The sequence below is a fragment of the Cryobacterium sp. CG_9.6 genome, assembly GCF_029893365.1.
Taxonomy (GTDB): domain Bacteria; phylum Actinomycetota; class Actinomycetes; order Actinomycetales; family Microbacteriaceae; genus Cryobacterium.
The window spans coordinates 2,530,448-2,553,091 of sequence record NZ_JARXUZ010000001.1 but is presented as its reverse complement, the minus strand read 5'-3'; the positions used below and the strand labels follow the sequence as shown (position 1 = coordinate 2,553,091).

The following is a 22,644-nucleotide window of genomic DNA, read 5'->3' as shown; positions in this document are numbered from 1 at the left end:
CACCGATCGAGAAACAGAGCACGAGGAACAGCGGATGGCTTTAGTCAGCCTCAAAAATGTCAGCAAGGTGTATCCACCCACGGCAAAAGGCGCACTCCCGGTCACAGCCATTGATTCGGTGAGCCTTGACGTGGAGGCCGGTGACATCTACGGAATCATCGGCTACTCCGGGGCGGGTAAGAGCACTCTGGTGCGCCTCGTGAATGCGCTGGAGCGGTCCACGAGCGGCGAGATTTTCGTCGACGGTCGGGACATCGCCCTGCTGTCCGAGCGCGAACTTCGCACGGTGCGGCTCGGGATTGGGATGATCTTTCAGCAGTTCAACCTGCTGGGCTCCCGCACGGTCGCCCGAAATGTGGCGTATCCGCTGGAGGTCGCGGGCAGCCCCAAGGAGCTGCGGGCCGCACGGGTGGCCGAGCTGCTCGAGTTTGTGGGGCTCACCGATAAGGCGGGGGCCTACCCCGATCAGCTGTCGGGAGGCCAGAAGCAGCGGGTGGGTATTGCTCGTGCCCTGGCGACGCAGCCGAGCATCCTCCTGGCCGACGAGTCGACGAGTGCGCTGGATCCGGAGACCACTCATGAGGTACTTGCTCTCCTGAAGCGGGTCAACGAGGAATTCGGGGTGACCATCATTGTGATCACCCACGAGATGGATGTTATCCAGACGATTGCCACGAAGGTGGCCGTCATGGACCAGGGCCGCATCATTGAACGCGGCCCGGTCTTTGACGTGTTCTCGAACCCGCAGCAGGCGGCATCCGCTCGTTTCGTTTCCACCGTGGTGAAGGGCGTCCCGTCAGCTGTCGAACTGACAGTTCTGCGGGAACGCCACTCCGGTCGGATCGTGACGATGGCTTTTCGGGACAGCGCCGTTGATCAGGCCGCTGTTTTCGGTGAACTCGCTCGGGCCGGTGTCGGCTTTGAGGTTGTCTACGGTGGCATCAATGAGATTCAGGGGCGGCCTTTTGGGCACCTCACGCTGGCGCTGACGGCCTCCGATTCCGCGATCGACACGGTACTGACCCACATTCGAACGCTGACCACCGTGACGGAGGTGCGCTGACCATGGACGCACTCACAGACCTGCTGCCCGAGCTCTGGCAGGCATCATATGAAACGCTCTATATCGTGGCGTTGACCCTGTTTTTTGGTGGCCTCGGCGGACTCATTATCGGGTTGGGGCTCTACCTCACCCGGGCCGGCAGTATTCTGCAAAACCGGGCCGTCTTCTTTGTCCTCAACCTTCTGGTGAACTTCATTCGCCCGATTCCGTTCATCATCTTTCTCGCGGCGGCACAACCTCTTGCTCGTGCGGTGACCGGGAGCGGCATCGGCAACAACGCGATCATCTTCACGATTGCGTTGGCGGCCTCGTTCGCTATGGCTCGTATTGTTGAGCAGAACCTGTTGACCGTCACTCCCGGCGTGATTGATGCCGCACGGAGCGTCGGTGCTGGACCCCTGCGGATTATCACCACCGTGCTGCTGCCCGAGGCGCTCGGCCCGCTGATCCTCGGCTACACATTCATTTTTGTAGCTCTCGTGGACATGTCCGCGGTTGCCGGTTATGTGGGCGGTGGCGGTCTCGGAAACTTCGCGCTCCTGTACGGTTATCGCCAGTTCAACCCCGTCGTCACGTGGGCGGCGGTGCTGCTGATCATCATTCTGGTGCAGTGCGTGCAATTCTTCGGCAACTGGCTGGCGCGGAAGGCCTTCCGCCGGTAACTGCCTCGAGCACGACCATGGGGATGGTCGTGCGTCGTCGACGTCAGCGGCCCGTTGTCGCCACGATCGTGACCGTGCCGCACGAGGATGTTTGGGCTTCGGTCACGGCCGGATCGTCGGCGGCAAGGTCTGATCGGGTGCGAGTACCGTTGGTGGCCGTGGTGCCATCGATAGAGACGAGAATTTCGGTCGTCGTGACGTCAAAACGCCCGTCGGACTGCTCGTCGGTCTGAAAACCCACGAGTTCCCGGCCGGTTGTTCCCATGCGGCAGCCGACCCCGGTGCCGTTACCCAGTCGGTTCTGCAGGTCGAATCGGTAGGGTTCACCCAGTACATCGAGCGGGGTCACAAACGCGCAATCGACGATGGCGTGCAGTGTGGCCCCGCGGCCGTCGTCAAGGACGGTGACGACCACTCCGTTGGCGAGCCGGGCCGACCAGCCGCGATGCGTGCCCGGGCCAGCCAACCCGTCGTTTACCGAAAACGTGGCCCCCGATGCCGTGGTCACTCCGTAGCGGAAGGGCGAGGTCTCGGCATACCACTCGCTGTCCGCTTCGCCATCGCCATCGAGATCGTCAATTGCGGCGGCATAGGTGTCGGAGGGGCGTGGTTCTCCGCCCGACGGGCACCCCGCACCGGATGCCGCACCGGGCGTCTCGGGAGCAGCTGCTGTGGGTGTTGCTGTTGGTACAGCTGACGAGCTGGGCGTTGCGGAGGTTGTGGGCGTTGCAGCGGGCGCGGAACAGCCGACAAGCAGGAGTACGCCGGCGCAGACGATCAGAAGGGGCAGAGGCGAATAGCGAGTGAGCACACCAGAAACCTAACGTACCGATGCCGTTGACTTTTAACGTGATCGGGGGGTACGCGATTAGTGTGAACACATGCCCCTCCTTACTGACGGGTCGACTCCGCTGTCGTCGACCCGAATTCGTCTTGCCCTTCTTGCGCTTGCCCTGGGCGGTTTCGGTATTGGGTCGACCGAATTTGTAGCCATGGGATTGCTGCCCAATCTGGCCCAGGACCTGCTTCCAGCGCTTTACGCCAGCTCACCGGAGACAGCAAATGCTCAGGCGGGGTGGCTCATCTCCGCCTACGCTCTGGGGGTGGTTGTCGGCGCCCCCACCATTGCGGCGGCGGCGGCGCGGTGGCCGCGTAAACAGTTGCTTCTGGCACTCCTCACGGCCTTCACGCTCGGAACCATCGCCTCTGCCCTGTTGCCGAGTTTTGAAACGGTGCTGATCGCTCGTTTTATCGCTGCCTTGCCCCACGGTGCATACTTTGGCATTGCCTCGCTGGTGGCAGCCGACCTCATGGGGCCGGGCAAGCGTGCCCGAGGTATAGCACTGGTTCTCTCCGGACTCACTATCGCCAACGTCATCGGTGTTCCCATCATCACCTTCATTGGGCAGACGAACGGTTGGCGTGTTGCGTACCTGGTGGTGGCTGGTATTTTTGCGGTCACGTTCGCGGCTGTGGCACTCGTTGTCCCCTTCCAGCCGGGCAACCCTCGGGCCACAATGCGTTCGGAACTCCGGGCGTTCCGTCGACTTCAGGTCTGGATCACCCTGGGAATCGGCGCCATTGGCTTCGGAGGGCTGTTCGCGGTGTACACCTATGTTGCTCCGCTGGTCATTGAGATCACCGGACTCACGGCCGGTGCAGTTCCACTGGTTCTGGTTGTCGTTGGCCTCGGTATGACCGTGGGAAACTTCGGTGGCGGGGCGCTGGCCGATTGGAGCGTGCGCCGCACCATGTATATTTCGTTCGCGGTTCTCATCGCGGCCCTGGTGCTGCTGGCCGTCTCTGCGCAGTCGCTACCGGGCCTGTTGGTGGGGATGTTCTTCATTGGTGCCGCGGCATCCGCTTTGTCGCCCACGATTCAGGCGCGACTCATGGATGTTGCGCACGATAGTCAGTCACTCGCTGCGGCTCTGAACCACTCGTCCCTCAACGTGGGTAACGCACTGGGGGCGGCACTGGGGGGTGTGGCCATTGCTGGTGGCCTCGGCTACCTGGCTCCGGTCTGGATCGGAGTGGGTCTCAGCCTCATCGGTGTGGCTCTCACGCTGGTGACCTTCGGTATCGACCATCGGTGGCGCCGACGCGGGGATGACGTTCCGTATGGCACTGCACTCATCACGACGGTACGGGTGAAGTAGGTCAGCGGAAACACCATCACTGCACACACACGCACACAACAGGCCGACCCACCGAAGTGGGCCGGCCTGGTAGACCTGGGAATCTCGGGACTGTCAGTCGGTCTGGAGCAAGATTCCATCGCGAATAGCGCGCTTACGCAGTGCAACCTTGGTTCCCACGTCGTGGCCCGCGAGGCGGTACTTCTCCCGGATGCGCTTGAGGTAGCTCTTCGCGGTCTCCTCGGAGATGCCGAGCTGGTAGGCGACCGCCTTCACCGGCTCGCCAGCCCCGTAGAGGGCCATCACTCGACGCTCCTGAGCGCTCAGGCGGGGACCTTCGGTGGGCTGACTGGAGTTGAGGGCGTAATCGAGCTCCGCGGAGATATACGACTTGCCCACGGCTGCGGCGCGAATTGCATCCACGATCATGCTGGCTTCCTCGCTCTTCACGAGATAACCGAGAGCACCGGCAGCCAGAGCCGCCCGCACCAGCGCGGGTTCGGAATACGTGCTCATGAGCACGGTCTTCACCCCGGTGGTCTTAAGGGTGGCTATCTTGAGCGAAACCGGGATGTTGTCCTTCAGGTCAAGGTCGAGCAGCACGACGTCCACCGGGAACTCGGGGTGTGTCAGCAACTCGGGCCAGGTGGTCACCGCCGCCACCATATCGATGTCATCCGCGGCGCTCCGGATCCATTCGGTGAGTGCTCCCAAGAGCATGCGGTGATCATCGACGAGGGCTAAACGAATCGGCCTACCGTTTATCGGTGGTGTTACTGGTGCGGTTGTCACTGTTGCCTCCTGCTGAATTGCGCTGTCTTTAAAGGTGCTGTGTTTACTGGTGCTGGGTGTAAAAAGTGCTGGGCATGAAAATTGTGCGGCCTAGACATCGGCAGGATTCTCGGCACTGCACTCGATGTCTACCTGCAGAGTACCGTTTCTGTTGGAGTCAATGTAAGGCCCAACGGCCCTAATTGCCTGCCAGATTTCGGGGTCCACGCGACGCCGGGGTACGGCCGTTGTCGTCAGCTCAAGGTCGAAATGTAGGTAGTGGGTTCGAGAGCTCGCCGGGGTGGGTGCTATTGGTCCAAATCGCAGTGACACGGATGCCCCTGGCCCGCTCGTGTCGCCCACCAGTAACCAGATCGTGAGAAGAAGACCCTCGCGTTGAACGGGTGACAGGAGTCCGGCGAGGCCGGTGGGATCGATGAGCGTCACCGCCGGGCTGAGGAACTCAGACTCGCTGATGGCATGGTGTAACCAGGTTTCGGTGCGGCCCTCGATGAGATGAAGTCGCAGCGCTGTCGCGAGGGCTGCGGCGGTCATCGCCGTTGTGGGGGCGAGCGGCAGCGCCGTGCGCCCCTGGGCCACATCGTTCAGCAGCGTCTCTGCATCGAGGTCAAGCCGGGCCAGCTGTTCCGAGGCGAGCATGCCCACCGTGAAACGTGGTTGGGAGATTGTGCTCTGTACCAGCACCAGGTCAAGTTCGCGTTGCACCATACGTCGAAACCCTCGAGCGATCCCTGCGCCCACGAGCGGGGGAATGATCGCAATCGCGATCGTGAGCACTTCCGGCCCGAAGGTGAGCATGTCCTCGCGGTCCTCGGCCAGCGCGCCGATCAGCAGGAGCACCGTCAGCCCTGCGATGGCGCTGAGGATGCTCGTGGTGTCTCGGAGCGTGATCATCGACATGAGCAGTGCACCGACGGCTGCGGCGGCGGTGGGATAAATGCCCGCTCCCGTCAGTCCCCAGCATCCGGCCAAGTCGAGGACCACCACAACGGTCCCCAGACCGAGCGCCGTCAGAAACAGCCAGAGCGGCATGTGGGTGGCGAGTCGGCGAGCGATCTGGTTGATGATGAGAGCAGACGAGATCAACAGGATCCAGGCCATCATGCTGAGCGTGAGAAAAGGCCATCCCTGCCACTCCACTATAAAGTGTCCGAGGAGAAAAACCGCGATCAGCGCACCGCCCAATGTTAGACCAATGCCCAGGTGCTGACCGCCCAGACCGGTGGCTGTGGTGCTCGATGGATCGTCCGGGACCAGGGTGCGGCGCACTCTGGCAGACAGGCGAGACGGGTTGTGATCGCGACCGGTCTGCAGTGCGGTGGTGGCTTCGATGCCGGCCAGCATCACCGGGGCACCTCGAGAACAACGGTGGTCCCCGCTCCGGGGGAGGAGAACAAGCGCGCGTTCCCACCCACCGCGCGAAGCCGCCCGACTACGGATTCGGCCACGCCAAGCCGCTCAGTTCCCACGCCCGCGAGATCGAAGCCGACGCCGGTATCCGTCACCATCGCGCGTATGGTCGTGGCGTCTTCCGTTATGGTCACGTCGGCGTGCAGCACTCCGGAGTGGCGCCGAACATTCTCCAGGCATTCGCCCAGAGCAAGCAGAAAGGAGTCGAGAACATCGCTGGGAAGCCGAACCTGACCGCTGCCGTGCCAGTTCACCTCCAGGCCCATTCGGCCAAAACGTTGGCGCACAGATTCCAGTGTGGTTCCGAGGCTTGAGGCGTTGGCCGCTTCGAGCGTGTACACGCCAGAGCGCCGGGGGCTGGGAAGTCCGCCGAGTCGCAACTGGCGGAGCAACCGCGCGTCATCACCGGACTGCTGTCGAAGCGCGAGGGGACTCACGCCCACTCCGGAATGCGCGAGCAGGGTGAGGGTGGCGAGCACGGTGTCGTGCAAAAGGCGGGCATCGGTGCGCCGCTGGGCCTCAAGCTCACTCGCGTGGCGCTCCGCGCGGTGGGCGCGGCCGATGGCGGCAATCCGGTGCATCACGCGGGGAATGCTCTGCGCGATCCACCACCCGGTCATGATGCAGGAGAGCCATCCCGTGATCCCCAGAGCAAGGGGGAGCGGGGTTGCTTCCTCGAGGGACTCCACAAAGAGAAGTGCCGCAATCGTTGCGGTGAAAGAGCACAGCAGAATGAGAATTCGTTTTCGGGTAACCACGAGCACCATGGCGATGGAGCTCATCGGTACTGCCGCCACGATGCCGAGCGTGGCCTCCTCCACGAGGTTCAGGGGAACTGACGGACGGCTGTCGAGCCCAACGAGGAAAATGATGCCGAGACCACTCGTCAGCGTGAGCATGGCCCAGCGGATGGCGCCGGTGCGGCCGAGAAGGTACTGGCCTCCGGACATAAGCAGCACCAGCACTATTGATCCCTGACGTGCGCCGGAACCTACGCCATCGGGGATCAGTAGGCAGAGCAGTACGGCGACAGATCCGGCCAACCCATATGCTTGAGCAGACCTGCGCAGCAGTCGATCGCGCTCCTTCAAGATGCGTTGCATAGGTGCCTGTTCGGGTGAGGTAGACAATGCGTACGAATGTTTGTATCACTGCACCATATCGGGCACCGCACCCGTTTTTCGACCCTTCTAGCGCAGGAGGCGTCTTATTTGTGATCCGACGGCAATCTCTTCAATCAGGAAACCATCGTGTCCGAATGGAGACCGCAAAATCACCGGTTTTTGATCATCCATACCGTATTTGAGGTGCTCTGCGATGATTTCTTGCCCTTGTACCGGAAAGAGCCGGTCGCTGTCAATCCCTACGACAAGAGTTTGTGCGGTGATGCTGGCGAGGGCGGCTTGGACGCCGCCCCGTCCACGACCAATGTCATGAGAGTTCATGGCTTCGACGAGAGTGATGTAGCTGTTCGCATCGAATCGGCGGGTGAATTTGTTGCCGTGGAAATCCAGATAGGACTCCACGGCAAAGCGTCCCGCTTCGCCGAGGGGGCTGATGGGACTCTGCCACTGCCGATCGAAGCGCAGATTGAGTTCAGCCGGGCTCCGGTAGTTCAGGAGGGCCATGCGGCGGGCCAGCGCCAGGCCTCGAGTTGGACCGTCGCCGTCCTCGGCGTCATAGTAATTGCCGCCGGAGAAGAGCGGGTCGGTGCGCACAGCTTCAATCTGGACGGAGTTGAGGGCAATTTGATCGGCGGTTGTCACGGGAGGTGCGGCCAGCACGGCCAGACGTTCGACTCGGTCGGGGATCTGAATGGCCCATTCGAGGGCGTGCATTCCTCCCATGGATCCGCCCACAACCCCCGCCCAGCGCTGGATGCCGAGCTGGTCGGTGAGGGCTATTTGGGCGGCTACCTGATCGCGAATGGTGATGTAGGGAAACCGCGAACCCCATTCTGTTCCATCGGGTGCCACCGACGACGGCCCCGTGCTGCCCTGACATCCCCCGAGCATGTTGGGGGCAACCACGAAGTAGCGGTCCGTGTCGATGGGGAGACCGGGGCCCACAATGCCACCCCACCAGCCGGCGGTCTTCTGGCCAGGCCCATCAGGCCCGCGCAGATGGCTGTCTCCCGTCAGGGCATGAAGGACGAGTACAGCGTTGTCGCCGGTGGGGGAGAGCTCACCCCACGTTTCGTAGGCTATCCGCACCGAGGGAAGGTGTCCGCCGGCCTCTAAGTGCAGGGGTCCGACGTTCTGAAAAAGACGTTCCCCAACCGGGTCACCGTCGCGCCAGGCGCCCGTGGCCGGAGGCTTGCCCAGCAGCGACCCCGCCTGGGCTTCGGTAATGAAGCTGGAGGGGACCGTGTCTGAGGGTGATTGCCATTCCATACACCTCTATTCTGTCGCGCTGGGGGCAGGGCGGGCGCTATGTTACGTCCCGCCCCGCTTGTCTCGCCGGGCGTGACACGGCGTGGGGTCAGCTAGGCGTTGGCGCGCGCGGCGGCTACCACGGCGCGTGCCGCGGCCAATCCCCTCTCAAGATCGGCTTTCAGATCTGCCACATTTTCGATGCCCACCGAGAGGCGAACGAGACCGGGCGTTACGCCGGCCGTGAGCTGCTGTTCGGGGCTGAGTTGGGCGTGTGTTGTCGACGCCGGGTGAATCACCAGCGACCGAACATCACCGATATTGGCGAGGTGACTGAACAGTTCGAGATTGTCGACGAGGGCCCGGCCGGCATCGACGCCACCCTTGAGTTCGAAGGACAGCACCGCCCCCACGCCCTTCGGTGCGTACCTGTTGGCGGTGGCATACCAGGGGCTGGAGGGCAACCCGGCGTAGTTGACCGACGCGATGTCTGCGTGGGCGTCGAGCCACTCGGCAATCTCCTGAGCGTTCTGCACGTGGCGTTCAATGCGCAGACTGAGTGTTTCTATACCCTGAATGAGCTGCCACGCGCTTGCCGGGGCGATCGACGAACCCAGGTCACGCAGCAGTTGAACACGGGCTTTGATGATGTAAGCGATGGCGTCCCCAAGAATGGTCGTGTAGCTCGCACCATGGTAGGACGGGTCAGGCTCGGTGAGACCGGGAAACTTGTCGACGTTCTTCGACCACTCGAATGTGCCACCATCCACGATGACGCCACCGATGATGGTGCCGTGACCACCGAGGAACTTTGTGGCGGAGTGCACAATGATGTCGGCACCGTGCTCGAACGGACGAATCAGGTAGGGCGTGGCAATGGTGTTGTCCACAATAAGGGGAACTCCGGCGGCATGCGCTATGTCCGCGACGAGCGTGATGTCGAGCACATTGATCCGGGGGTTTCCGATCGTCTCCGCGAAGAACAGCTTTGTGTTCGGCCGAACAGCGCGGCGCCATTCCTCGGCATCGTCCTGATCCTCCACGAAGGTGGTCTCAATACCGAGTTTGGCCAGCGTGTACTTGAAGAGATTGTAGGTTCCGCCGTAGATGGAACTTGAGGACACGATGTGGTCACCGGCTTGCGCAATGTTAAGCACCGAAAACGTGGATGCCGACTGACCGGAGGCGACCAGGAGCGCTCCGGTGCCACCCTCGAGGGCGGCGACGCGTTCTTCAACGACGGCCTGGGTGGGATTTTGAATGCGGGTGTAGATGTTGCCGAATTCGGCCAGGGCGAACAGGTTTTGAGCGTGCTCCGCGCTGTTGAAAACGTACGAGGTGGTCTGATAAATGGGGGTGGCCCGGGCATTGGTCACCGGGTCAGGGCGAGCTCCCGAGTGCACCTGCTTGGTCTCAAACTGCCACTGTGCAGCATTGTCGCTCATGAGATGGCCTTTCCCTGATTGTCGCTTCGAACGCGGGCCGCTCGAGCTCTGACTGAGCATAGGCAGCGGGTCTGGTGGGGCGCAAGCATTCTCGAAATACGACGTCACACGCTGTGCTATGTGCGGTCCGTTCGCGGCAGGACAACCGTTTCGGAGGGACTCGGGCTGGAGATTGTGGTCGTGCGTTGGAACAGCCAGCTGGCGCGCGGTTCCACGAGTGGTTGGAAGATCCGGCGAATGGGCGGCAGTGATAACACAACGGAGATCAGCACGCTCAGCACGATCAGTGCCGGCAGCACCCACGCCGGTTGCGGACCGTCGAGAATCCCCGTTTCCCGCAGTGGAAAGAGCACAAAGGTGTGCAGCAGGTAGATGTACATCGTTGCGGCACCGAGAGACGTGAACCACGTTTCTCGCCGCGGAATCAGCATGAGGAACGCCAGAATGAGCGCAAAGGTGAGCAGCACAAAGCCCAAGCGCACTCCGCCGGCCCAGAACTGTGGGTAGCCAAAGAGCGAGTAGCCGTCGTCATAGAGCAGAAAAAAGCGAATCTTGAGAGTGCGCAGGAGCTCGATATTGATCGCGATGAGCAGGTACAGGCTCGTGAACAGGGCCAGTGCGCCTGTTCGCCACTTCCAGACATCCAGGGTGCGAAGCCGGAGCCACCGGTCGGTGAGTTGCCATTGGCGCAGCTTCCAGCCGAAGACAAAGAAGGGCAGCAGTCCAATTGTTCGGGAGAGGGCAAACGTGCTGTCAATGCTGTCACTGTAGCCGGCGCCCAGCGAGAGCACGATGCTGATCAGCAGGGGGTACCGCAGGAGCACGAGGTAGGGAAGAATAATCCTCCACAGCACAAGCGCGAGCAGAAACCACAGCGTCCAGCTGGCCGTCGAATAATCCAGTCGGAATGTGCCGCCGAGCACCCAGCGAATACAGGTCCACACGGTCTCAAAGATGACATAGGGAAAGATGATGTCCGTGAGCAGCCGCTTCAGCTGGCGTGTTCCGGGTGGGTCCGACTTGGCAAAGTAGCCGCTGACCGCCACGAAAACGGGCACATGAAAGGCGTAAATAAAGAGGTACATGGCGTACGCCGTATCGGACTCGCCAATCAACTTGAGGATTGCGTGTCCCACGACCACCAGGGTCACGGTGATCCACCGAGCATTATCCCAGAGGGGGACTCGTCGTTTGGCCGGTTGAGTGGTGGCAGGGTGCGGTGCGCTCATTCCGTCCATTCTGCCGCGAGAATAGAGAAATGAGTACACGAAGAGTAGTTGTGACCGGTGCGAGTTCGGGAATTGGAGCCGCCACCGTGCGCGCTTTCCGTGACAAGGGATGGAATGTCGTGGGTGTAGCGCGGCGCGCGGATCGCTTGGCGGCGCTCGCCGCGGAGACCGGGGCCGAGGTCTTCACCGCAGATCTGACGAAGCAGACCGACGTGGATGCGTTGCGGGACTACCTCGCGGCATCCGGGCCTGTGCACGCCCTCGTAAACAACGCTGGTGGAGCCAAGGGGCTCGACTCCGTGGAGAACTCGAGCGTGGAGGACTGGGCCTGGATGTTCGAGATCAATGTGCTGGCCGTCAAGCGGGTCACGACCGTCGTGCTGCCGCTGTTGCGGGCAGCCATAGCGGATGCCGGGGGCTCCGCTGACATTGTCAATATCACCTCAATTGCCGGCCACGTGGCCTATCTGGGCGGTGGCGGGTATAACGCGGCGAAGTTCGCGGCCCACGCCATGACTGAGGTCCTCCGTCTCGAGTTGAATGGCGAACCGATTCGTGTCATTGAGGTTGCACCGGGAATGGTGAAGACCGATGAATTCGGTCTTGTTCGTTTTGGTGGCGATGCTACGAAGGCAGTCGAAGCCTACGAGAATGTCCCGAATCCGCTCGTTGCTGAGGACATTGCCGAGACGATCGTGGCGAGCGTGCTGCGCCCCGCTCATGTGAACCTCGACCTGATCGTGATCAAGCCCGTGGCTCAGGCGTCGCCGACGCGCCTCACGCGCGGACCGCTAACGGTTCGGTAGTTCATGTAGCTCGTCAACAACGAAGCGGCACCCGAGAGAGTTCCTCTCGGGTGCCGCTTCGTTGGGGCGGGGCGGTGTGTTGCGGTGTGCGCCTAGTGCTCGACCGCCTTTTCCGCACCGTGGCCGGTGAGGGAACGAACGGACATCTCGGCGGCAAGCGATGGGCTCTCCTTGACGGTGCTCGTAACCGATCCGAGCCAGCCGAGGAAGAAGCCGAGTGGAATGGAAATGATTCCCGGGTTGCTCAGGGGGAAGATGGCGAAGTTGACGCCGTCACCGAACATGGACGTGGGCGTGCCCGAGAACACCGGTGAGAGCACAATCAGCACAATCGCCGAGGTGAGTCCGCCATACATGCTCCACACCGCGCCGCGGGTGGTGAAACCACGCCAGAAGAGCGAGAACAAAATGGTGGGCAGGTTAGCGCTCGCCGCAACGGCGAAGGCCAGGGCCACCAGGAAGGCGATGTTCTGCCCCTGAACGCCGATACCACCGGCAATGGCCAGGACACCGATCACGACAACGGTTCGACGGGCTACCTTGACCTCATCATCGGGGTTTCCCTTGCCCTTCTTGATGACGCTTCCGTAGATGTCATGTGCAAAGGACGTAGCGGCTGTGATCGTGATGCCGGCCACCACCGCCAGAATCGTGGCGAAGGCGATGGCGGAGATGAAGCCGAGTAGCAGCGGACCACCGAGGGCGAGCGACAGCAGGGGAGCTGCCGAGTTCACTCCACCGGGAGCAGCGAGGATGGCTTCGCCACCCACGAGAGCCGCGGCGCCGAAACCGAGGACGAGCGTGAAGATGTAGAAACCACCGATGAGCCAGATAGCCCAGACCACCGAGCGGCGGGCTTCCTTGGCGGTGGGCACCGTGTAAAAGCGCATCAGAACGTGGGGCAGGCCGGCTGTTCCGAGCACCAGAGCGATGGCGAGGGAGATGAAGTCCAGCGGGTTGGCGCCGTACTTCAGACCGGGAGCCAGAATGGCGTCGGCCGGAACGGATGTTGAGGTGGCTACGGCGCTTTCCAGCAGTGCAGACAGGTTGAAGCCGTTGATCGCCAATACCCAGATGCTCATGGCGAGCGCACCAAGGATCAGCAGGAAGGCCTTGATGATCTGCACCCAGGTGGTGCCCTTCATGCCGCCAACGAGGACGTAGACGATCATCAGCGCGCCGACGACCACAACCACGATGGACTGGCCGAGTTTGTCGTTGATGCCGAGGAGAAGCGACACGAGGCCGCCGGCTCCGGCCATCTGCGCGAGCAGGTAGAAGAAGCACACGGCCAGTGTCGTCGTGGCGGCTGCCACGCGAACCGGGCCCTGCTTGAGGCGGAAGGAGAGCACATCGGCCATGGTGAACTTGCCGGTGTTGCGCATCAGCTCGGCGACCAGAAGCAGGGCAACGAGCCACGCTACGAGGAAGCCGATGGAATACATGAAGCCGTCGTATCCGGTGACGGCGATGGCGCCAACGATTCCGAGGAATGATGCAGCTGAGAGGTAGTCGCCGGCAATGGCGAAACCATTCTGTGGTCCGGTGAAGGACCGGCCACCGGTGTAGTAGTCGGCCGCACTCTTGTTGTTGCGGCCGGCGCGAATCACCACAATGAGGGTGACGGCCACAAACGCCAGGAAGATGGAGATATTGAGAACGGGGTTGTTCTCTGTGGGTTCGACCGCGGTCGCAAATGCGTGCAGGGTACTGGCGATCATGCCTTTTCCATCCGTTCCAGCTCAGAGCGCAGTTCTTCGGTGAGGGGGTCGATCTTGCGGTTGGCGAATGAGACATAGGCCATGGTGATTGCGAAGGTCGTGACGAACTGGCCGAGGCCCAGGATGAGGCCAAGGTTGATGCGGCCGAAGACCGGGGTGGCCATGAACTCGGGGAAATACCCGGCGGCGATCACATATGCGAAATACCAGACGAGAAAGAAGATGGCGAGCGGAACGACGAATCCGTTTCGGGTCTTCTTCAGTGCCAGAAATCTGGGTGTCTTCTCGAATGCTATGTAATCAATTTTTGATCGGGGGGACGCATCTTTCAACTGTTCACTCATTGGAGCCTCCTTGCTTCAGTGGGGTGGATCAGGGGTGGATCAGCGGTGGATAAGTAGGGGGTGTCAGGTCTGCGTGAGCAGTGTGGCCGGTGCCTTGTGGGCGGAGGCGTCGAGTGCACGCTTGAGGTCATCGAGAACGGTGGGGTCCTCGATGGTGGGAGGAACCGTGTACGGCTCCCCATCCACGATCTGGCGAATGGTCTTGCGCAGAATCTTGCCCGATCGGGTCTTGGGTAGTCGGTCCAGAATGGTCACATCGCGGAATGCGGCGACGGGACCCACATGATCACGCACCAGGGCGATGAGTTCGGTGGCCAGAGTGTCATGGTCGATCGTGGCTCCGGCCTTGAGGGTGACGAAACCGGCTGCGCGCTGGCCCTTGAGAGCGTCATGAACGCCCAGCACGGCACACTCGGCGACGGCGGAGTGCAGGGTGAGAACCTCTTCGAGGGATCCCGTCGACAGGCGGTGACCGGCCACATTGATCACGTCGTCGGTGCGTCCCATGATGTAGAGGTAGCCGTCCTCGTCGAAGTGACCCGAATCCCCCGTGGCGTAGTAGCCCGGGAATGCCGAGAGGTATGCGCTCTGAAAGCGCTCTGCGCTGCCCCAGATTCCCTGCAGGGTGCCGGGTGGCAGAGGAAGTCGGAGAACGATGTTGCCGTCCTTGCCCACGCGTTTGACCCTGTGCCCCTTGGAATCAAGGATGTCAATTTTGTAGCCCGGAACCGGAACGGTGGCCGAACCGGGACGCGTCTCCAGTTCCTCGATGCCGAGGGGGTTGGCACAGATCGCCCATCCCGTTTCCGTCTGCCACCAGTGATCGACCACGGGGCAGTGCAAACCGTCATTGGCCCAGTGGAAGGTCTCCGGGTCCAGGCGCTCCCCGGCCAGAAACAGGCTGGCGAGACATGACACGTCATATTTTGTGAGTTCTGTGAGCTCGGGGTCCACTCGTCGAATGGCCCGAACCGCGGTGGGTGCGGTAAAAAGCACCTTCACCTGATATTCCTCGATGACCCGCCAGAAGGCGCCGGCATCGGGGGTACCGATGGGCTTGCCCTCGTAAATAATCGTGGTTGCACCCGCCAGGAGGGGGGCATACACAATGTAGGAGTGGCCCACCACCCAGCCCACGTCCGACGCAGCCCAGTAGACATCTCCCGGTTCGATGTTGTAAATGTTGCGCATGGACCAGGCCAGCGCCACGGCGTGCCCGCCATTGTCGCGCACGATGCCCTTGGGATTGCCCGTGGTGCCCGAGGTGTAGAGGATGTAGAGCGGGTCCTCAGAGGCCAGACTCACCGGATCGGCGGGCGCGGCCTTGTCCTCCTCATCGGCCCAGTCGAGCCACGACACCGGTTCGTGGGCATAGTCGGCGGCCGAGCCGGGGATTGTGTCGCGATTCCGCACAATCACGGTATGGACCGAGCCGGCGCTCAGTGCCAGTGCGCGCTGCACCAGAGGAAGGTATTCCACCGTCCGGCCGGGTTCGAGGCCACCCGATGCCGTGACGATGACCGAGGGGCGGGCGTCATCAATGCGCACGGCCAGTTCGTTGGCGGCAAAACCGCCAAAGACTACGGAGTGGATGGCGCCGATACGAGCGCACGCGAGCATCGCCACGACAGCCTCGGGAATCATGGGGAGGTAGATGATGACCCGGTCACCGCGGCCCACGCCGTTAGCGCGCAGGGCACCGGCAAATTTGGCGACCCGGCCGAGCAGCTCCAGGTAGGTGAGGGAGATCTTCGTCCCGGTCATCGCCGAGTCGTAAATGAGTGCGGTCTGCGAGCCGCGGCCGGCGATCACGTGCCGGTCGAGAGCGTTGAAGCTCGTGTTCAGCGTTCCGCCCGGAAACCAGGTCCAGTCGGTGGCGGAGCGCTGCTCGAGCGCCGCGCGCGGGGGAGTGCTCCAGTCGATGCCGGTCGCGGCTTCCAGCCAGAACTCTTCGGGAGAGTCGATGCTTCGTTGCCACGTCTGCTGATAAAGCCCAAGTGGTGCGCCAGTCATTGTGAACCTCTCCATTGAAGCGCCTCTGTATACAAAGAGTCGTTGAAGTATTGCATAAAACCCGGTCTGGTGGAATAGAATCTGGTTTGTGTATACAGAAACCGCAAAGTTGGGGTCGAAAGCACCTCTGAGCGCCACCGAGCGCGCTTACCGGCAGTTGCGCAGCGAGATTCTGGACGGTGACTTGGCACCCGGGAGTGGCCTGCTTGAGGTTGAGCAGGCGGAACGCCTGGGCGTGTCTCGCACGCCGCTGCGGGCGGCCGTGGCCCGTTTGATTGCAGACGGTCTGGTCGTTGGACGAAGTGGGCGCGGATTCGAAGTGACCGAGCTGTCCATCGAGGGCATCACGGAACTGTACGAATTGCGCGAAGGCCTTGAGGTGCATGCCGTGCGTCTGGCCGCCGAACGACGTGACCCGGTGATCTTCGAACACTTGCGTGCCCAGTTCCACGATGCTCCGGAACTCCTCCAACACGGTGATGACGGAATTCGACAGTATTACGCTCTCATCGACGAGTTCGAAGCGGCCCTCGATGCCGCCGTGGCGAACCCCTTTCTGCTCAGCGCCCTCGACGTCGTGCGTACACACCTCGCGCGCATTCGTCGTGTGGCCAAGGGCAATGAGAAGCGGTTGCGATCAGCGGCTGCAGAACATCTGCTCATCATCGATGCCATCATCGCCGGCGATGCTTCTCTCGCCGCTCACGCCACCCATGTCCACCTCTACCAGAGCCTCACCAACGTTCTCGCAACGCTCGGTGAGGATGCGGCCACCCCGGTCACGTAATCGAAGGGATCCATCGTGCAGCTCCACCACGTCCGAGTACACCGAAGTGAAGAAAACCTTGCTCGGGAAGACCAGCTTGCCTGGAAGATTGCCGCATGCGCGGCAGACCCGGTTGCCGTCACAGACGACGTCACCGACATGATCATCAACCGTGTCATCGACAATGCCTCCGTTGCTGCCGCGTCCCTCACCCGCAAGCCCGTGACGGCGGCCCGGTCGCAGGCGCTGGCCCACCCGCGCTCCAACGGGGGTGAGGGGTCCACCGTGTTCGGACTGCTGCCCGGACGCCGAGTCTCCCCGGAGTGGGCGGCGTGGGCGAACGGCGTGGCCGTGCGTGAGCTGGATTACCACGACACGTTCCTGGCCGCCGAGTACTCGCACCCGGGTGACAACATTCCCCCGATTCTCGCTGTCGCTCAGCACCTGGCGACCGCACGGGGACTCACCGGCCGTGACCTTGTTCGCGGCATTGCCACGGGCTATGAGATCCAGATCGACCTCGTGAAGTCGATCAGCCTGCACGCGCACAAGATAGACCACGTCGCCCACCTAGGCCCGTCGGCGGCGGCCGGCATCGGTTCGCTTCTCGGACTCGAGAAGGAGATCATCTTTCAAGCTGTGGGTCAGGCCCTGCACACAACGACGGCCACCCGCCAGTCGCGTAAGGGTGAAATCAGCAGCTGGAAGTCACATGCTCCGGCGTTCGCCGGAAAGATGGCGGTTGAAGCTGTGGACCGCGCCCTTCGCGGTGAGACCAGCCCGACCCCGATCTATGAGGGTGAGGACGGTGTCATCGCCTGGCTGCTTGACGGGCCGGAAGGTTCGTATGATGTGTCTCTGCCGAAGCTCGGCAGTGCCAAGCGGGCCATCCTCGACAGCTATACCAAGGAACACTCGGCCGAGTATCAGGCACAGGCGTGGATCGACCTCGCTCGTCGTCTGCACCGGAGCTATCCCGAGCTCGCGACGGGTGAGAACATTGCTTCCGTCGTGATTCACACGAGCCACCACACGCACTATGTGATCGGCTCCGGCGCAAACGACCCGCAGAAGTACGACCCAACGGCGTCTCGCGAGACTCTCGACCACTCAATTCCGTACATTTTCACCGTGGCGTTGCAGGATGGCAGCTGGCACCACGTGGATTCCTACTCGCCGGAGCGTGCCGGGCGCGCCGACACGGTGGCGCTCTGGCACAGGGTCACCACGACCGAAGATACAGAGTGGACGCGTCGATACCACTCCCTCGATGTCACCGAGAAGGCCTTCGGTGGTCGCGTGGTCATCACGCTCACCGACGGACGCACGATCACCGATGAGATTGCGGTGGCCGACGCGCATCCGCTGGGTGCCAAGCCCTTCGGACGCCCGGAATACGTGAATAAATTCCGGATGCTTGCCGCGGATGTTCTGGAGGAATCAGAAATTGAACGTTTTCTCGCACTTGCGGAACGCCTGCCGGAACTGACTGCGGTGGACCTCGGTGACCTCACCATCACCGCCCGTCCCGGTCTGCTTCCGACCACGAGCGTGATGGGGATCTTCTAATGCTGTATTCGCGTATCACCGCGGCCGACAAACGACTGGCCCTCCGCGCTTCACTTGCGTCCGGTGTGGTGCAGCGCTTTCCCGGCGCTTTCAATCCGTTATCGGCCAAGCTCATTCAGAGCAAGGGCTTCGAGGGTGTGTACATTTCCGGGGCCGTGCTCTCGGCCGATCTGGGGCTGCCCGACATCGGCTTGACCACCCTCACCGAGGTTGCCGCGCGGAGTCAGCAAATTTCGAGGATGACCGATCTTCCGGCCATCGTCGACGCGGACACCGGTTTTGGCGAGCCGATGAACGTGGCTCGCACAATTCAGACCCTCGAAGACGCCGGCCTCGCGGGAATGCACATCGAGGACCAGGTGAACCCGAAACGGTGTGGTCACCTTGACGGCAAACAGGTCGTGGATGATGACACGGCGATCAAACGCATTCGTGCTGCCGTGGACGCGCGGCGGGACCCGAACTTTCTGATCATGGCGCGCACCGATATGCGAGCCGTTGATGGCCTGGACGCGGCTCTGGACCGAGCCAAAAAGCTCGCCGATGCCGGTGCCGATGCGATCTTCCCCGAGGCAATGGGCAGTCTGGCAGAGTTCGAAGCCATGCGCGCCGCTGTGGACGTGCCACTGCTGGCGAACATGACTGAGTTCGGTAAGGGTGAGCTCTACACGGTGGATCAGCTCGCCAACGTGGGCATGAACATGGTCATTTTTCCGGTATCGCTGCTGCGCCTGGCCATGGGCGCGGCCGATCGGGGGCTCGACTCCATTCTGCAGCAGGGTACTCTCGAGCCGATGCTCGGCGAGATGCAGCACCGCGCCGACCTCTACGAACTTCTCGACTACTCGGAGTACAGCCACTTCGACTCGGGCATCTTTGACTTCACGCTCAATCCGCACATTACGTCCAAGGTCTGAAGGAGCGACATGACGATGACACAGCCGAACACAACCGGTGCTTCGGGCGCCGGACCCACGATCTTCAAAGGACTTGCCGGGGTCGTTGTTGACACCACCGCAATCTCCAAGGTCAACCCCGACACCAACTCTCTGCTCTACCGTGGCTACCCGGTGCAGGAGCTCGCGGCGCGCTGTAACTTTGAAGAGGTTGCGTACCTCCTGTGGCACGGAGAGCTTCCCACGGAGACTCAACTGGCCGACTTCGAAACCGCCGAACGTGCTCTCCGTGCGTTGGACCCCGCGGTTCGACGGGTGATCGATGAGCTGCCCCTCACCGCGCACCCGATGGATGTCGTGCGCACAGCGGTCAGCGTCATCGGTGCGAGCGATCCGCACACCGGTGACGATTCGCCCGACGCTGATCTTGCTAAGGCGCTGCGCCTCTTCGCTCAGTTGCCCGCTATCGTTTCCTACGACCAGCGCCGGCGTCACGGACTCGACCTGGTGGAGCCGAGGAACGATCTCGGTTACTCAGCTAATTTTTTGCACATGACTTTCGGCTCGGTGCCGGAGCTCGTGGTCGTCGACGCTTTCGACGTGTCGATGATCCTGTATGCGGAGCACTCGTTCAACGCGTCGACCTTCACAGCGCGGGTCATCACGTCCACGCTCGCGGACTACTACTCGGCCGTCACGGGCGCCATTGGTGCACTCAAGGGTGCCCTGCACGGCGGAGCGAACGAGGCTGTGATGCACACGTTCACCGAGATCGGGCTGGGTGCTGGTGCCGGTGACCGGGCCACAGCCTGGCTGGACCAGGCTCTTGTCGACAAGCGCAAGATCATGGGCTTCGGCCACCGGGTCTACAAGAGCGGTGACTCACGGGTGCCCACCATGCGCGCGGCCCTGCTGACGCTCATTGAGCACTACGACGCGCCCGAGATGCTGGAGATGTACGAGTCTCTGGAGGCAGCCATGACGTCCAAGAAGGCGATTCTCCCGAACCTGGACTATCCATCCGGGCCGGCCTATCACCTGATGGGCTTCGATACCCTGAGCTTCACACCCCTGTTTGTCGCGGCCCGGGTCACCGGCTGGAGTGCGCACATCATCGAGCAGCGCGGGGCAAACGCGCTTATTCGTCCGTTGTCGCTATACAACGGTCCCGAGGAGCGCCACGTGCCGGGAGCCGCGCACTCGGCCTGATCGGGCCGGTCGTTCTGGCGGGGTGGGGCTGCGGGGCATGAACTAAAATCAGGGCATGACTTCTGATGCCGTGACGTGCCTCGTCGGCCCGTACCCTGCCCGCTCACACCCTGTCCGCTCATACCCTGCCCGCGCTGCCGAAGCTCAGACCGCCGGGGTGCCCGCATGAGCGTGCACCTCGTGGGTGGTGGTCGTGCCGCGGAGCACGACGTGAGCGTTTACGGACCATTTTTTCTTGAAGCAACGGCACGCGCCGCAGCAGCCGGTCGCACCGAACCGCGCATTGCCATCGTCACCGTGGGCGCCGGCGATGCCGCCGAGCACGCGGCGTCGCTGACGGCAGCGCTCGTGGCATCGGGACCGTTCGAGCCCCACATCACGGCACTGGAGCCGAACGGTCTCACCACCAACATGTCGGTAGCGGATGTCGACGGTATCGTCATCGGTGGCGGTGCCACTCCCGCATACCTCCGGGCCGTTCTGCCCATTGCGGGGGAGATCCGACGCCAGGTTTCGGCTGGCATCCCCTACCTCGGCTTCTCGGCCGGTGCCATGATCGCCGCGGAACGGGCCATTGTGGGCGGTTGGCGCATCGGCGGAGTCGAGGTGAGTCCGCAGAGTGCGGCAGAGAACCTCGACGAGATCACGATCGACCAGGGCATCGGGCTGCTCGACGTGAGTGTCGATGTGCATGCCGCCCAGTGGGGCACGCTGTCGCGATTGATCGCAGCGACCGAGGCCGGCCTCATTGAGGGTGGGCTGGCGATTGACGAGAACACCGCCCTCAGCGTGGGGGAGGGCGCGCTCAGTGTGGCCGGTGCGGGCAGCGTCTGGCGAGTGAGCCAGGCCGACGGCGGCGTGCTCGTGAGCACGTTCGGTGCCTGAGCTCGGAAATGCCTGAACAGACCGAGCCCGGTTCTTCCTCCTTTCTGGGGCTCACAACCATCGATTCGGGGTGGGCGCACGCCCTTGCCCCTGTGGCCCCGGAGCTTCTGCACATAGAAAGCTTTCTCAACGCCGAAACCGCCTCGGGTCGACCATGGTTACCCGACGCGCAGAACGTTTTGCGAGCATTTCGCGAGCCCTTCGATTCCGTGCGCGTTCTCATCGTGGGTCAGGATCCGTATCCCACTCCGGGGCACGCGATTGGGCTTGCTTTTGCTGTTGACCCCGAGGTTCGCCCGGTGCCCCGCAGCCTCGGCAACGTGTATCAGGAGTTGCGCAGCGACCTCGGCGTGGTGCCGCCGGCGCACGGGGATCTGAGTGCCTGGTCGCGTTCCGGCGTGCTGCTGCTCAACCGAGTGCTCACGGTGCAGGCCTCCCAGGCCGGTTCCCACCGGCGTCACGGCTGGGAAGCCGTGACGGAGCAGGCCATTCGAGCACTCGTTGCCCGCAAGCGTCCTCTCGTCGCGATTCTGTGGGGCAAAGACGCGGCGTCGCTGCGGCCTCTTCTGGGTGAGACCCCCGTTATCGAGTCACCGCACCCGAGTCCGCTCTCGGCGCGGCGAGGTTTCTTCGGTTCTCGACCCTTCACCCGGGCCAATGAGCTGCTTCGCAGCCAGGGTGCGGTGCCGGTGGATTGGACGCTCGGGTAATCTGGATGAGAACGTGAAAGGACGTGCGCGGTGCTGGAGGAAGAATATGAGCAGCGGAGACGGCTGCCCCGGCATCTGAGACCCGAGGCTCCGACCGAGAATCCGTTCTCGTACACAATGCGTGAGGCTCGCGTCACTGACCTGCCCAATATTCGCGAGATCTACAACTACTACGTGGCCAACAGCACGGTGACCTTCGACGAAGATGCCATGACGCTGCCGGAGTGGCGAGACAAGTTCTACTATCTGAGCAAGCTCGGTTTGCCCTTCATCGTGGCAGAAGCACCGGCTGGTCAGATCCTTGGCTACGCCCTGGTGGCACCGTGGAAGCAAAAACGGGCCTACCGGTTTACCGTGGAGAACTCCATCTACCTCGGTGCGGCATCCACCGGCAAGGGCTTGGGGCGCCAGCTGCTTGCCGAACTGATTGCTCGGTCGAAGGCGGCGGGTCTCAAAGAGATCATCGCGGTGATTGCTGATCAGGGAGCGGATGCGTCGATCAAGTTGCACACGGACTTTGGCTTCGAAGAAATTGGGCGCATGGGCAAGGTGGGCTTCAAATTCGAGCGCTGGCTCGGAACCGTGCTGCTCCAAAAAAGCCTGAAGTAGTCCGT

General features: G+C 62.4%; 21 protein-coding genes. 11 read left to right on the top strand and 10 right to left on the bottom strand.

Features of this window, described 5'->3' with window-relative positions:
* Positions 1-34: 34 nt before the first annotated feature.
* Positions 35-1,063: a methionine ABC transporter ATP-binding protein gene (locus H4V99_RS11785; protein ID WP_280678499.1), complete on the top strand. Its 1,029-nt coding sequence runs from the start codon at positions 35-37 to the stop codon at positions 1,061-1,063.
* Between the two features lie 2 nt (positions 1,064-1,065).
* Complete coding sequence (locus H4V99_RS11780; protein ID WP_280678497.1) at positions 1,066-1,725, top strand: methionine ABC transporter permease; 660 nt, start codon at positions 1,066-1,068, stop codon at positions 1,723-1,725.
* Between the two features lie 43 nt (positions 1,726-1,768).
* Here H4V99_RS11780 and H4V99_RS11775 read toward each other — a convergent pair whose 3' ends face one another.
* Positions 1,769-2,536: a hypothetical protein gene (locus H4V99_RS11775; RefSeq protein ID WP_280678495.1), complete on the bottom strand. Its 768-nt coding sequence runs from the start codon at positions 2,534-2,536 to the stop codon at positions 1,769-1,771.
* Between the two features lie 70 nt (positions 2,537-2,606).
* Here H4V99_RS11775 and H4V99_RS11770 point away from each other — a divergent pair, with 70 nt between their 5' ends.
* Positions 2,607-3,884 carry an MFS transporter gene (locus H4V99_RS11770; protein WP_280678493.1) on the top strand — a complete coding sequence of 426 codons (1,278 nt, stop codon included), beginning with the start codon at positions 2,607-2,609 and terminating at the stop codon, positions 3,882-3,884.
* Between the two features lie 93 nt (positions 3,885-3,977).
* Here the strand turns inward: H4V99_RS11770 and H4V99_RS11765 are convergent, their stop codons facing one another.
* From H4V99_RS11765 to H4V99_RS11740, 6 genes are all read right to left on the bottom strand, one after another.
* Positions 3,978-4,628 carry a response regulator gene (locus H4V99_RS11765; RefSeq protein ID WP_280680101.1) on the bottom strand — a complete coding sequence of 217 codons (651 nt, stop codon included), beginning with the start codon at positions 4,626-4,628 and terminating at the stop codon, positions 3,978-3,980.
* Between the two features lie 117 nt (positions 4,629-4,745).
* Positions 4,746-5,999: a hypothetical protein gene (locus H4V99_RS11760; RefSeq protein WP_280678491.1), complete on the bottom strand. Its 1,254-nt coding sequence runs from the start codon at positions 5,997-5,999 to the stop codon at positions 4,746-4,748.
* Complete coding sequence (locus tag H4V99_RS11755) at positions 5,999-7,168, bottom strand: histidine kinase (RefSeq protein WP_280678490.1); 1,170 nt, start codon at positions 7,166-7,168, stop codon at positions 5,999-6,001. The genes H4V99_RS11760 and H4V99_RS11755 overlap by 1 nt, the downstream gene beginning before the upstream one ends.
* A gap of 87 nt (positions 7,169-7,255) precedes the next feature.
* Complete coding sequence (locus H4V99_RS11750) at positions 7,256-8,458, bottom strand: homoserine O-acetyltransferase (protein ID WP_280678488.1); 1,203 nt, start codon at positions 8,456-8,458, stop codon at positions 7,256-7,258.
* A 92-nt stretch (positions 8,459-8,550) separates the two neighbouring features.
* A complete protein-coding gene (locus H4V99_RS11745; protein WP_280678486.1) occupies positions 8,551-9,882 on the bottom strand; it encodes a bifunctional o-acetylhomoserine/o-acetylserine sulfhydrylase in 1,332 nt (443 codons plus the stop codon).
* Positions 9,883-9,998: 116 nt separating this feature from the next.
* Positions 9,999-11,111 carry an acyltransferase family protein gene (locus H4V99_RS11740; RefSeq protein WP_280678484.1) on the bottom strand — a complete coding sequence of 371 codons (1,113 nt, stop codon included), beginning with the start codon at positions 11,109-11,111 and terminating at the stop codon, positions 9,999-10,001.
* 29 nt (positions 11,112-11,140) lie between these two features.
* On the opposite strand from H4V99_RS11740, the gene H4V99_RS11735 reads away from it, so the two are divergent.
* The gene (locus H4V99_RS11735) at positions 11,141-11,917 is read left to right on the top strand and encodes an SDR family NAD(P)-dependent oxidoreductase (protein WP_280678482.1); all 777 of its coding nucleotides are present in this window, start codon (positions 11,141-11,143) and stop codon (positions 11,915-11,917) included.
* Between the two features lie 92 nt (positions 11,918-12,009).
* On the opposite strand, the gene H4V99_RS11730 is transcribed toward H4V99_RS11735, so the two are convergent.
* From H4V99_RS11730 to H4V99_RS11720, 3 genes are all read right to left on the bottom strand, one after another.
* Complete coding sequence (locus tag H4V99_RS11730) at positions 12,010-13,638, bottom strand: cation acetate symporter (RefSeq protein WP_280678480.1); 1,629 nt, start codon at positions 13,636-13,638, stop codon at positions 12,010-12,012.
* Entirely contained in the window at positions 13,635-13,982 is a 348-nt protein-coding gene (locus H4V99_RS11725) for a DUF485 domain-containing protein (protein ID WP_280678478.1), read from the bottom strand. Before H4V99_RS11725 ends, H4V99_RS11730 begins: the two co-directional genes overlap by 4 nt.
* Before the next feature lie 63 nt (positions 13,983-14,045).
* Positions 14,046-15,995, bottom strand: coding sequence for an AMP-binding protein (locus H4V99_RS11720; RefSeq protein ID WP_280678476.1), 1,950 nt, complete (start codon positions 15,993-15,995; stop codon positions 14,046-14,048).
* Between the two features lie 88 nt (positions 15,996-16,083).
* On the opposite strand from H4V99_RS11720, the gene H4V99_RS11715 reads away from it, so the two are divergent.
* The 7 genes from H4V99_RS11715 to H4V99_RS11685 all read left to right on the top strand — a co-directional run bounded on the left by H4V99_RS11715 (position 16,084) and on the right by H4V99_RS11685 (position 22,639).
* Positions 16,084-16,782, top strand: a complete 699-nt coding sequence (locus H4V99_RS11715; protein WP_280678474.1) for a GntR family transcriptional regulator — start codon at positions 16,084-16,086, stop codon at positions 16,780-16,782.
* Between the two features lie 12 nt (positions 16,783-16,794).
* Complete coding sequence (locus H4V99_RS11710; protein WP_280680099.1) at positions 16,795-18,330, top strand: MmgE/PrpD family protein; 1,536 nt, start codon at positions 16,795-16,797, stop codon at positions 18,328-18,330.
* The gene (prpB, locus tag H4V99_RS11705; RefSeq protein WP_280678472.1) at positions 18,330-19,247 is read left to right on the top strand and encodes a methylisocitrate lyase; all 918 of its coding nucleotides are present in this window, start codon (positions 18,330-18,332) and stop codon (positions 19,245-19,247) included. The genes H4V99_RS11710 and prpB overlap by 1 nt, the downstream gene beginning before the upstream one ends.
* A gap of 9 nt (positions 19,248-19,256) precedes the next feature.
* Positions 19,257-20,435 (top strand): bifunctional 2-methylcitrate synthase/citrate synthase, encoded by a 1,179-nt coding sequence (locus tag H4V99_RS11700; protein WP_280678470.1) that lies wholly within the window; start codon positions 19,257-19,259, stop codon positions 20,433-20,435.
* A 165-nt stretch (positions 20,436-20,600) separates the two neighbouring features.
* Positions 20,601-21,320, top strand: a complete 720-nt coding sequence (locus H4V99_RS11695) for a Type 1 glutamine amidotransferase-like domain-containing protein (RefSeq protein WP_280678468.1) — start codon at positions 20,601-20,603, stop codon at positions 21,318-21,320.
* Between the two features lie 8 nt (positions 21,321-21,328).
* A complete protein-coding gene (locus tag H4V99_RS11690; protein WP_280678466.1) occupies positions 21,329-22,030 on the top strand; it encodes a uracil-DNA glycosylase in 702 nt (233 codons plus the stop codon).
* Positions 22,031-22,060: 30 nt separating this feature from the next.
* Complete coding sequence (locus H4V99_RS11685; RefSeq protein ID WP_280678464.1) at positions 22,061-22,639, top strand: N-acetyltransferase family protein; 579 nt, start codon at positions 22,061-22,063, stop codon at positions 22,637-22,639.
* Positions 22,640-22,644 lie beyond the last annotated feature (5 nt).

Bases quoted from the DNA above. Each gene is read 5' to 3' on its own strand.
- H4V99_RS11785 (WP_280678499.1), top strand. From the start codon at position 35: ATGGCTTTAGTCAGCCTCAAAAATGTCAGCAAGGTGTATCCACCCACG.
- H4V99_RS11780 (WP_280678497.1), top strand. From the start codon at position 1,066: ATGGACGCACTCACAGACCTGCTGCCCGAGCTCTGGCAGGCATCATAT.
- H4V99_RS11770 (WP_280678493.1), top strand. From the start codon at position 2,607: ATGCCCCTCCTTACTGACGGGTCGACTCCGCTGTCGTCGACCCGAATT.
- H4V99_RS11760 (WP_280678491.1), bottom strand. From the start codon at position 5,999: ATGCTGGCCGGCATCGAAGCCACCACCGCACTGCAGACCGGTCGCGAT.
- H4V99_RS11755 (WP_280678490.1), bottom strand. From the start codon at position 7,168: ATGCAACGCATCTTGAAGGAGCGCGATCGACTGCTGCGCAGGTCTGCT.
- H4V99_RS11750 (WP_280678488.1), bottom strand. From the start codon at position 8,458: ATGGAATGGCAATCACCCTCAGACACGGTCCCCTCCAGCTTCATTACC.
- H4V99_RS11745 (WP_280678486.1), bottom strand. From the start codon at position 9,882: ATGAGCGACAATGCTGCACAGTGGCAGTTTGAGACCAAGCAGGTGCAC.
- H4V99_RS11740 (WP_280678484.1), bottom strand. From the start codon at position 11,111: ATGAGCGCACCGCACCCTGCCACCACTCAACCGGCCAAACGACGAGTC.
- H4V99_RS11735 (WP_280678482.1), top strand. From the start codon at position 11,141: ATGAGTACACGAAGAGTAGTTGTGACCGGTGCGAGTTCGGGAATTGGA.
- H4V99_RS11730 (WP_280678480.1), bottom strand. From the start codon at position 13,638: ATGATCGCCAGTACCCTGCACGCATTTGCGACCGCGGTCGAACCCACA.
- H4V99_RS11725 (WP_280678478.1), bottom strand. From the start codon at position 13,982: ATGAGTGAACAGTTGAAAGATGCGTCCCCCCGATCAAAAATTGATTAC.
- H4V99_RS11720 (WP_280678476.1), bottom strand. From the start codon at position 15,995: ATGACTGGCGCACCACTTGGGCTTTATCAGCAGACGTGGCAACGAAGC.
- prpB (WP_280678472.1), top strand. From the start codon at position 18,330: ATGCTGTATTCGCGTATCACCGCGGCCGACAAACGACTGGCCCTCCGC.
- H4V99_RS11700 (WP_280678470.1), top strand. From the start codon at position 19,257: ATGACGATGACACAGCCGAACACAACCGGTGCTTCGGGCGCCGGACCC.
- H4V99_RS11695 (WP_280678468.1), top strand. From the start codon at position 20,601: ATGAGCGTGCACCTCGTGGGTGGTGGTCGTGCCGCGGAGCACGACGTG.
- H4V99_RS11690 (WP_280678466.1), top strand. From the start codon at position 21,329: ATGCCTGAACAGACCGAGCCCGGTTCTTCCTCCTTTCTGGGGCTCACA.